Raw genomic sequence first — 8,967 nt, 5'->3', positions numbered from 1 at the left:
TCCCCTACGACCCCGCCAAACACGGTGCCGCAGCAGCGCTCAACAAGCCCGTCGCTGCCTGAGGTTGACACAGGGAGTGTCATGGGGCCTCCCGGTCTGGACTGAGGAGCGCAGGGAGCGAAGCGACCGAAGCGACGAGGGAAGACCGGGAGTTACAGCCCCATGACCCGCCGCGACGGAGTCGCGGCAATGTGCACAGCGGTACGCCGAGTTCTAGGAGTTGCATGTCCGTCACGGTCGAGAGCCCGATCGTCCCGGGACCGGTTCAGGGTCCCACTCGGGAAGAGCCGCTGATCGAGGCGTTGTTGCTCGACGACTACCGGTCGCTCGTCCACCTCGCTTATCTGATCCTCCCGCCTACGATCAGCCGGGCGAGGCGGGTGGCGGCGGCACATGCGGTAGTCCAGCGGGCGCTCCCGCCGGGGCTCACCCTGCCGACCGATCTCGTGCTCCCGTCGAGCCTGACCGTGGCGCCGGATGTCAGGGTCCCGGCGACCAGGCTCCGGGAGTTCATGCGCCGCCGGGTCGTTGAGGAAGCAACCCGGCAGGCGGAGCGGCGCTCGTTTCTCGCCCGCCTCGGCAGCGCACTCGCACCGTCCGACGAACTCGGCTTCGAGCCGTGCACGACCCGCCCCGACCGGTCCGCCATCACCCGCCGCCGCACCCGCGGCCGCCGCGTGTCGATTGCGGCCACCCTCATCCTCACCGCCGGAATCCTCGCCGCGCTCCTCACCTTCTGACCCCGGACCTGCAGGCCATCACAATCGCCGGCGTTCGGCACTCCCCAGCGCGCGGCCGCCCGTCCACCGCCGATTGTGATGGCCTGGCGATCCGCCACCCCATCTTGACGTAGAGTCGCCGCCCACCTACCTTCGGTGGCACCGCCTTCTTCCTACCGCCCCAGGGAGATCTGTGATGTACGTTGGAATCGTTTCCAGCCTGTCCCTGCTGATCGCTCCCCTCGGCGCGCCACCACCGCCGCCGGCTGAGACCCCCCAGGTGAACATGTCCACCCAGGCAACGATCTGCAACAAGTACTGCGACGCCCGCGACCCCGCCCTCGCGCCCAACGACCGGGCTCCCGTCTCCACCACGATCTTCGGCCGCACGATCACCTTGCACTTCGACGACGACGACGCGATGGGCTGGGCCTCGATCGAGAACGGCAACCCCGGCGACGAGGTCTGGCTGGACCGCTCGATGGACGGCGGCCGCACCTGGTCCGGCGGCAGCCGCCTCGGCAACACCGCGATCCCCAGCGGCCAACGCGGCTGGCGGACGCAGATGTACAACGTCGACGACTGGAACAACCTCGGCGTCGGAGCGCTCCGCGCCTGCGGTAAGGCCGGCGACCGCACCGACATCGCCTGTACGCCGTGGGCCCGTACGACGTGGAACGCGTGGGACCGTCGTACGGCGGCCGCGACCGCGCTGATGCAGGACTACAACCTGGCCAGCGGGCTCTTCGACACCACAGGCTGGTGGAACTCGGCCAACGCGCTGAACGCGTTGATCGACAACGCCCGGGTCAGCGGGATGCAGAGCTACAAGTACGCGATCGGCAAGACGTACGATCTGAACCTGAACAAGTTCGAGGGTCAGTTCCGCAACGACTACATCGACGACACCGGGTGGTGGGGCCTTGCATGGGTTGCGGCGTACGACCTCACCGGCGAGGCCCGCTACCTGCAGACGGCGCGCGCGGACGCCGATCACATGGCGGCGTACTGGGACAACACCTGCGGCGGCGGTGTCTGGTGGAGCGAGGCGAAGACGTACAAGAACGCGATCTCGAACTCGCTCTACATCCAGCTGAACGCGCAGTTGCACAGCCGGATCGGCGGCGACACGACGTACCTGCAACGCGCGCAGGCCGGGTGGACGTGGTTCCAGCAGACCGGGATGATCAACGGCTCGAACCTGGTGAACGACGGGATCGACCTGTCCACGTGCAAGAACAACGGCGACACCGCGTGGACGTACAACCAGGGCGTGCTGATCGGAGCGCTCACGGAGTTGTCCAAGGCAACGAACAACTCGGCGTACCTGACGTCCGCCCGCCGGCTCGCCGACGCGTCGACCACCGCGTCGTCGCTGCACACCGCCGACGGCATCCTGCGCGAGCCGTGCGAGAACGGCGACTGCGGCGGTGACGGCCCGTCGTTCAAGGGCGCCCACGTCCGCGGCCTCGGCAAGCTGAACGCGGCGCTGTCCGACCACCAGTACACGTCCTACCTGCAACGCCAGGCCGACCGCGCCTTCGCCGCCGATCGGACGCCGATGGATCAGTACGGTCTGCGCTGGTACGGCCCGGTCGACAAACTCGACGCCGCCCGCCAGCAATCCGCCCTCGATCTACTGAACGCGGTCTGAGAGGGCGTCTGAGGACCCTGCGCCGTCGCGAGCAGGTGCTCGGCGGAGTGCCTCGGTGAGCGGGAGCGGAGGGGTCGATGTGGTGTCATCGTTCCCTTCGCTCCCGCTCGGCGAGGTGCCCGCCGAGGGCCGCGCAGTAGGCGCAGGGTCCTCAGACGCCCTCTGAAGTGCAGGTTCGATACAAGGTCTGTCCACAGGGGATCCAGGGGAGGTCCAGAGCGGTCTGAATGCGTCTCTAACGGTCCGTTTCCGGTGCCAAGGTGAAGTGACGGGTCCACAGGACCCCACAACCCTGGGGGTGAGCCGGTGGCGGATCCGATCGTCGACGAGTTGCGCAGACTTGCCGGGCCGGACCTGTACCGGCGCAACGCCTTCCGGATCAGCGGGCTGCTCGCGGATGCGAACGCACGCACCACGCGTCAGGTCGCGCAGCGGTTGCGCGCGGCGCTCGAGGTCGGCGCCGACATCGACCTCGGTACGGCGACCTCTCGCGACCCGCACGAGATCCAGGCCGCCTGCGACCTGATCCTCGGCGACCCGCGCCGCCGCCTGGTCCACGAGGTGTTCGCGCCCTGGGGCGACGACGTCTCCGGGTGCGGTTGCCACCCCAAGGTGCACGAGGACCACGATGCCGCGGTCGCAGCCACCACGACTCGATCGATCGCGAGCAGAGCCGCGAGCAGCCGACCTCGCCCGCCAGGGCGACCTCTCCGGCGCAGCTACCTTGCTCACCGACCTGTACGGCCCATCATCCGGGGTCCTCGACCTACTAGCCCGAATCCGAGCCCAGCAAAAGAGATGGGACGAGGCGGACGCTCTCTGGGCGGAGGTGGAAAAGGCTGGAGCGGGCACAGGTGCTCCGGCGGGGGTGGGTGGCGCGGATGGCCGGGATGGCGCGGGTGGTGCGGCTGGGTCGTTGGTTGCGGGGGCGATGGCGGGGCGGCGGATGGTGGCGGCGATTCGTGGGCGCCGGCGGGCGGCGCGGCCTGTGCTGCCGGTTGTCGTGGCAGTGGTGCTGGTCGGTGCGGTGGTTGCTGAGGGCGCGGTTGCCTTCGGTGGTCGTGCCGATGAACCTGTGGCGCAGCCGGCTCAGATACAGCCGACGCCCACACCAAGTGCTGACACCGGCGCGGAGGAGCGGGCGGCTGAGTTGGCTCGGCGGTTGGCGGCGTTGGAGGCGCAGCGTCGCGCCGAAGCAGCCGCAACCGCGGGCAAGTTGGCTGTGATCGCACGACGCGTTGCGGGCGCAGGTGTGCTGGCGCAGCGCGAGAAGAGCCCGGTGCGTGTCGTTTTCACGGAGGGGGTGTTCGCAGCCGGCACCGACCTCAGTACATCCGGCGCGCGCGCACTCGACGTACTCGGAAAGCGGCTCCCTGGGCTGAAGGCAACGATCACCGTGACCGGCTACTCGGTCGTCGTACCAGGCGGAACCAACTCAGGCGGCTCACGCACCGCACTCCTACGAGCCCGTGTCGCGACCCAGCAGCTCAGCACCGCGTCAGGTCTCCCGTTGACCGCGTTCACGATGCAGTCCGGCGACCAGGCACACCCGCCGTACCGCACCGACGCCCGGAACCGCACCGTCACGGTCACGTTGACGCCGGGTGCCACGCCCTAGATGCCATGATGACGGGCATGGAGCTGAAGATGTCGGCGTCGTACGACGCCACCCCCGAGGAAGTGTTCGCGATCGTGACGGACACCGCCTTCCGCGAGCAGGCCTGTGAGAAGACCAAGGCACTGTCGTACGACGTCACGGTCAGCGCGTCAGGGACCGACACCGTCGTCCGGGTCTCCCGGAAGATGGAGGCCACCGACATCCCCGACATGGCGCGGAAGTTCGTCGGTGAGACGCTGACCGTCGTCCAGACCGAGACCTGGCACGCCGCCGCGGCCGACGGCTCGCGGACCGCGGACGTGGCCGGCGAGATCGCCAACACCCCGGTCACCCTGAAGGGCACCGCCCGGATCGCCCGGGACGGCGCTCAGACAGTCCAGGCCATCGACCTCGACGTCAAGGTCGCCGTACCCCTGATCGGCAAGAAGATGGAACCGTTCGTGGTGGACGCGATCCGCTCCGGCCTCCAGAAGGAACACGACCTCGGCCACGACTGGGCCGGCAAGTAATCTCGCCCATCCACGACCGGGCCGTGTCGTTGCGCTGACCGGGTCGCCTCCGGTGGCAACCTGAGAGGAAGTGTTGCACCGGAGGTGACCCGTTCTGATGCCCCGTTTGATGCAGAGTTCCCTGCGAAAGAAGCACGATCGCACCCCGTCGACCACCGACGCGGACCAGTACTGCGCGTTCTGCGCCACCGTGATGCCCTTCGAACGCATCGAGCCCTCGGACTACCTGGTCGACGAACCCGACGAGTGGATCTGCGTCAAGTGCGGCTCCGCCCTCCTGGTAGACCCACCCACCCAACAACTCCACCAATCCGCCTGACTCCCTACGGCTGGTTTGTGGTGTCGGCTGTGGTTAGGGCTTGGCGCATGGCTTCGCGTACGTCGGGGGGCCAGGGGCCGGTGTTGGTGAGGGGGATTTCGGTCATGAAGCGGCGTTCCGGCTCGGGGATGGTGGTTGCCACGAGATTCGGATCGTCGACGACCGCCGCGTAGAGCCTCGGGCCGTCGGCGCCGAAGAGGTCCGCGGCGACCAGTCGGCCGTCCGCGTTGCGCATGATGTTGTCCGGGTTGTCGTCCAGCTTCGGCGCGAACCACTCCAGCTCGCGGCGCCCCCGCTCGTGCACGCGCCATACGACCTCCGCGAGCTCGGCAACTGCCGGCTCCCGCGCCGCCAACGCCCGGTGGAACTCAGCCGCCTCGTCCGCGTCGACCGGATCGAGCCACTCCATGATCTGCAGGTCCCCGCCGCCCACCAGTCGGCGATGCGCGAACAGCCGCGGTACCTGACCGGTGTGCGCCGCCTCTCGATACAACGCCACCGTGTACGGCGCTGTCGGATCGAACGGACTGATCCGCGCGGCCGCACGACCGTCCGGCGCCCGCAACGCGATCGCCCAATCGCCCGCCCCACAAGGAGTCCACCCAGCCTCCCGCAGTGCCCGTTCCGTGTCCCGGTGGTCGGCTTCACGCCCCAGCAACTTGAGCGTCTCGTCGGGTGTCACGGTGGAGAGGATAGGCAACCGCGTGTGTCGCCGCCTCCGAATAAGACCTACAGTGCGGGGCCGAAGGCGCAGGCCACCCGCGTCGCACGGGTGGGGTCGAGAGCGTTGGCTACGAGTTGGGCGACGGTCGGGTCAAAGGCCAGGCCGACGTGGCCGACCGGGTCCAGCGGGCAGGTGTCCTGCACGAACTCGTTTGTCACGCCGGGTTCGCGGATGAACGACGTCTCGTGCGGTGTGACCAGCGCGTCGAAGCGGGACGCGATCACGGTGTACCTCACGCCGGGCTGCGCGATCGGGCCCGCGGTCAGCTTGGCGACGGCTGAGCCGCCGACGATGAGTTCGTCGCAGGCCGGGCACCCGAACTGCTGTAGGACCTGGTCGACGAGCGGGCCCAGGCCGAGGTAGTCACCCACGCTGACCAGCCCGCCGAACGTCGTACCGTGCGTCGGCGGCGCCAGTGCGATCACCTTGCCGACCTGATCGGCGTACCCGAGGACCTTCGGTCCGTAGATGGACTGGAAACCGCCCTCGGAGTGGCCCACGATGTCGACCTTCGCGGCACCGGTCGTCCGGCGCACTCGCTGGACGAAGGACGCGATCTCCTTGGACGACTGCGCGATCGAGACCGTGCCACCGACCGGGATCGCCGGGGTCGCCTGACCGTAGGTGAGGGTGAAGGCGCAGTAGCCCCTCGCGGCGAGGAACGGGCCGAGGTACGAGTAGTTTCCGGGGCCGTTGCCGCCGAGGCCGTGCAGCAGGACGAGCGGGTTCGGGTGCGCGGCCGACGGTTTGCACGTCCAGTCGTCGAACCCCGACGACGCCGCAGCACCCGCGGTGCCAGACGTGACAACTCCGGTCAGGAGGACGGCGGCGAGCAGGGCCGCGGCGGTCCGGCGGAGGCGGTGGCGCATGACAAACTCCCCGCGAATGTGTCGACGAGTGATCAGTAGATCACGGGTAGTGGAGCACGTTGGCCGGTTATTAACAAGGGCTCGTGTTCATAACAAGATCTCTCGGTTACGGATCGGCCACACGGGGTAGTGTCCAGCGCATGGGTCGCACGATACGGGGACTGGACGCCGGCCAACGCCGGGCCGAACGACGCGAGCAGTTGCTCGACGCCGCGCTCAAGTTGTTCGCCGACAACGGGTATCTCGGGACGTCGATCGAGCAGATCTGCAGTACGGCGTACATCGGGACGAAGAGTTTCTACGAGCTGTTCACCAGCCGCGAGGAGTGCTACCTGGCGCTGCTCCGGCGGACCTCCGAACGCCTCGAGGAGCGGATGGAAGACGCCGCCGCGCAGGCGACCGGGAACGAGCGGCAGGAGGCGCCGCGGCTGCTCGCGATCTTCGTGCACGCACTGGTCGACGATCCGCGGATCACCAAGGTCACGTTCGGGATGGCGTCCGGCATCTCGGAAGCGGTCGAACGGCAGCGCCGCGCCAACCGGCGGTGGGCGGCCGGCTTCCTCGTCCAGCTCTGGGACCGGTACGACGGACCGCAACCCGAGGAGCAGCGCGCGGCACGGCACAGCGTGGCGATCGGGCTGATCGGCGGCATGTTCGACCTGGTCTCCGACTGGCTGCTGGACGCGGACCTCACCGCTCCACCGCAGGTCGAGGCCCTGATCGACGACCTGACCACCTTCTACATCACCGTACGCCGAGGCCTCGCAACCTGACCTCACCCGAACACGGGGCCGCCGAGGCCGACCCTCCCACCACCGTTCTGCTTCTCAGCCCTGGTGTGGGTAGCGGTAGTCGGTGGGCGGGGTGAAGGTTTCTTTCATCGAGCGGGGCGAGGCCCAGCGGATCAGGTTCCACATCGAGCCGGCCTTGTCGTTGGTGCCGGACGCCCGCGCACCGCCGAACGGCTGCTGCCCGACGACCGCGCCGGTCGGCTTGTCGTTGACGTAGAAGTTCCCGGCCGCGAACCGCAGGTACTCCGCCGCCTCCGCCACCGCGTGCCGGTCCTGCGCGATGACCGCACCGGTCAGCCCGTACGGCGCCGAGTGCTCCATGCCCCGCATCACCGAGTCGTAGTCCGCGTCGTCGTACACGTGCACGCCGAGGATCGGGCCGAAGTACTCGGTCGTGAAGATCTCGTCGGTCGGGTCGTCGGAGACCAGCAGCGTCGGGCGGACGAAGTACCCCTCGCTGTCGTCATAGGTGCCACCGGCAACAACCTCGATCGGGTCCGTCGCCCGGGCCCGGTCCAGCGCCGCCTTGTGCTTGGCGAACGCACGGTCGTCGATCACCGCACCGATGAAGTTCGACAGGTCGGTGACATCGCCCATCGTGATCGCCTCGGTCTCGGCGACGATGTCGTCCCGGATCCGGTCCCACACCGAGCGTGCGACGTACGCCCGCGAGGCCGCCGAGCACTTCTGCCCCTGGTACTCGAACGCGCCGCGCACCATCGCGGTCTTCAGCACCGCCGGGTCCGCGGACGGGTGCGCCAGGATGAAGTCCTTGCCGCCGGTCTCCCCGACCAGCCGCGGATAGGTCTTGTACGACGCGATGTTCGCCCCGATCGTGCTCCACAGCGACTGGAACGTCTTCGTCGAGCCGGTGAAGTGGATGCCGGCCAGGTCCGGGTGGGTGAGCGCCGCCTTGCTGACGTCGATGCCGTCGCCGGTGACCAAATTGATCACGCCGGCCGGCAGCCCCGCGGCCTCGAACAGCCGCATCGTCCAGTGCGCCGCGAACTGCTGCGTCGGCGACGGCTTCCACACCACGGTGTTGCCCATCAGCGCCGGCGCGGTCGGCAGGTTGCCGGCGATCGCGGTGAAGTTGAACGGCGTGATCGCGTAGACGAAGCCCTCGAGCGGCCGGTAGTCGACCCGGTTCCACACGCCCGGCGACGAGATCGGCTGGTCGCTGACGATCTGCCGCGCGAACGCCACGTTGAACCGCAGGAAGTCGATCAGCTCGCAGGCTGCGTCGATCTCGGCCTGCTGCACGGTCTTGGACTGACCGAGCATGGTGGCCGCGTTCAGGGTGTCGCGCCACGGGCCGGCCAGCAGGTCGGCTGCCTTCAGGAAGATCGCGGCGCGGTCGTCGAAGGACAGCGAACGCCAGGCCGGAGCCGCCGCCAGGGCCGCGTCGACGGCAGCCTTGCCGTCCGCCTCGGTCGCGTTACCGAGCGTGCCCAGCACGTGCGCGTGTTTGTGCGGCTGCACCACCTGGATCGGCGTACCGCCACCCAGCTTCTGCTCGCCGCCGATCGTGCAGGTCAGGTCGATCGCACCCGCCGCGGTGAACTCCTTCAGCTTCGCCTCCAGACTCGCACGCTCGACCGACCCGGGCGCATAGCCCTTGACCGGTTCGTTCGCGGGGGTCGGGACAGCGGTGACAGCATCCATGGGTGCGGTGCTCCTCGATCGACTTGACTGGGTCTCAGCAACTTCATGGTGCCATGTCCAACAGCGGACCACGAACCTGACAGGTCCGCTGCGAGGACG

9 protein-coding genes are annotated in these 8,967 nt (G+C 68.6%); 6 read left to right on the top strand and 3 right to left on the bottom strand.

Annotated features, from left to right (window positions below):
• The first annotated feature begins 224 nt into the window (after nt 1-224).
• The 5 genes from EV651_RS37830 (at nt 225) to EV651_RS37810 (ending at nt 4,819) form a co-directional block, all read left to right on the top strand.
• The gene (locus EV651_RS37830) at nt 225-740 is read left to right on the top strand and encodes a hypothetical protein (protein WP_133790402.1); all 516 of its coding nucleotides are present in this window, start codon (nt 225-227) and stop codon (nt 738-740) included.
• A 175-nt stretch (nt 741-915) separates the two neighbouring features.
• Nucleotides 916-2,373, top strand: a complete 1,458-nt coding sequence (locus EV651_RS37825; RefSeq protein WP_133790400.1) for a glycoside hydrolase family 76 protein — start codon at nt 916-918, stop codon at nt 2,371-2,373.
• Between the two features lie 868 nt (nt 2,374-3,241).
• Entirely contained in the window at nt 3,242-3,991 is a 750-nt protein-coding gene (locus EV651_RS37820) for a hypothetical protein (RefSeq protein WP_166658924.1), read from the top strand.
• Between the two features lie 17 nt (nt 3,992-4,008).
• On the top strand, nt 4,009-4,500 hold the full coding sequence (locus EV651_RS37815) for a DUF2505 domain-containing protein (protein WP_133790396.1): 492 nt from the start codon (nt 4,009-4,011) through the stop codon (nt 4,498-4,500).
• Nucleotides 4,501-4,597: 97 nt separating this feature from the next.
• Entirely contained in the window at nt 4,598-4,819 is a 222-nt protein-coding gene (locus EV651_RS37810; RefSeq protein WP_133790394.1) for a hypothetical protein, read from the top strand.
• A gap of 4 nt (nt 4,820-4,823) precedes the next feature.
• Here the strand turns inward: EV651_RS37810 and EV651_RS37805 are convergent, their stop codons facing one another.
• Both EV651_RS37805 and EV651_RS37800 read right to left on the bottom strand, forming a co-directional pair.
• Nucleotides 4,824-5,501, bottom strand: a complete 678-nt coding sequence (locus EV651_RS37805; RefSeq protein WP_133790392.1) for a hypothetical protein — start codon at nt 5,499-5,501, stop codon at nt 4,824-4,826.
• 47 nt (nt 5,502-5,548) lie between these two features.
• Entirely contained in the window at nt 5,549-6,412 is an 864-nt protein-coding gene (locus EV651_RS37800; RefSeq protein WP_133790390.1) for a triacylglycerol lipase, read from the bottom strand.
• Between the two features lie 140 nt (nt 6,413-6,552).
• Between EV651_RS37800 and EV651_RS37795 the strand changes: the two genes are divergently transcribed.
• Nucleotides 6,553-7,185 carry a TetR/AcrR family transcriptional regulator gene (locus EV651_RS37795; protein WP_133790388.1) on the top strand — a complete coding sequence of 211 codons (633 nt, stop codon included), beginning with the start codon at nt 6,553-6,555 and terminating at the stop codon, nt 7,183-7,185.
• 54 nt (nt 7,186-7,239) lie between these two features.
• Here the strand turns inward: EV651_RS37795 and pruA are convergent, their stop codons facing one another.
• Complete coding sequence (pruA, locus tag EV651_RS37790) at nt 7,240-8,868, bottom strand: L-glutamate gamma-semialdehyde dehydrogenase (protein ID WP_133790386.1); 1,629 nt, start codon at nt 8,866-8,868, stop codon at nt 7,240-7,242.
• Nucleotides 8,869-8,967 lie beyond the last annotated feature (99 nt).

The sequence above is a fragment of the Kribbella sp. VKM Ac-2571 genome (genome assembly GCF_004362255.1).
Classification (GTDB): Bacteria; Actinomycetota; Actinomycetes; order Propionibacteriales; family Kribbellaceae; genus Kribbella; species Kribbella pratensis.
Note: the sequence above shows the minus strand (reverse complement) of the source record. Positions and strands in the feature narration are given on the sequence as shown.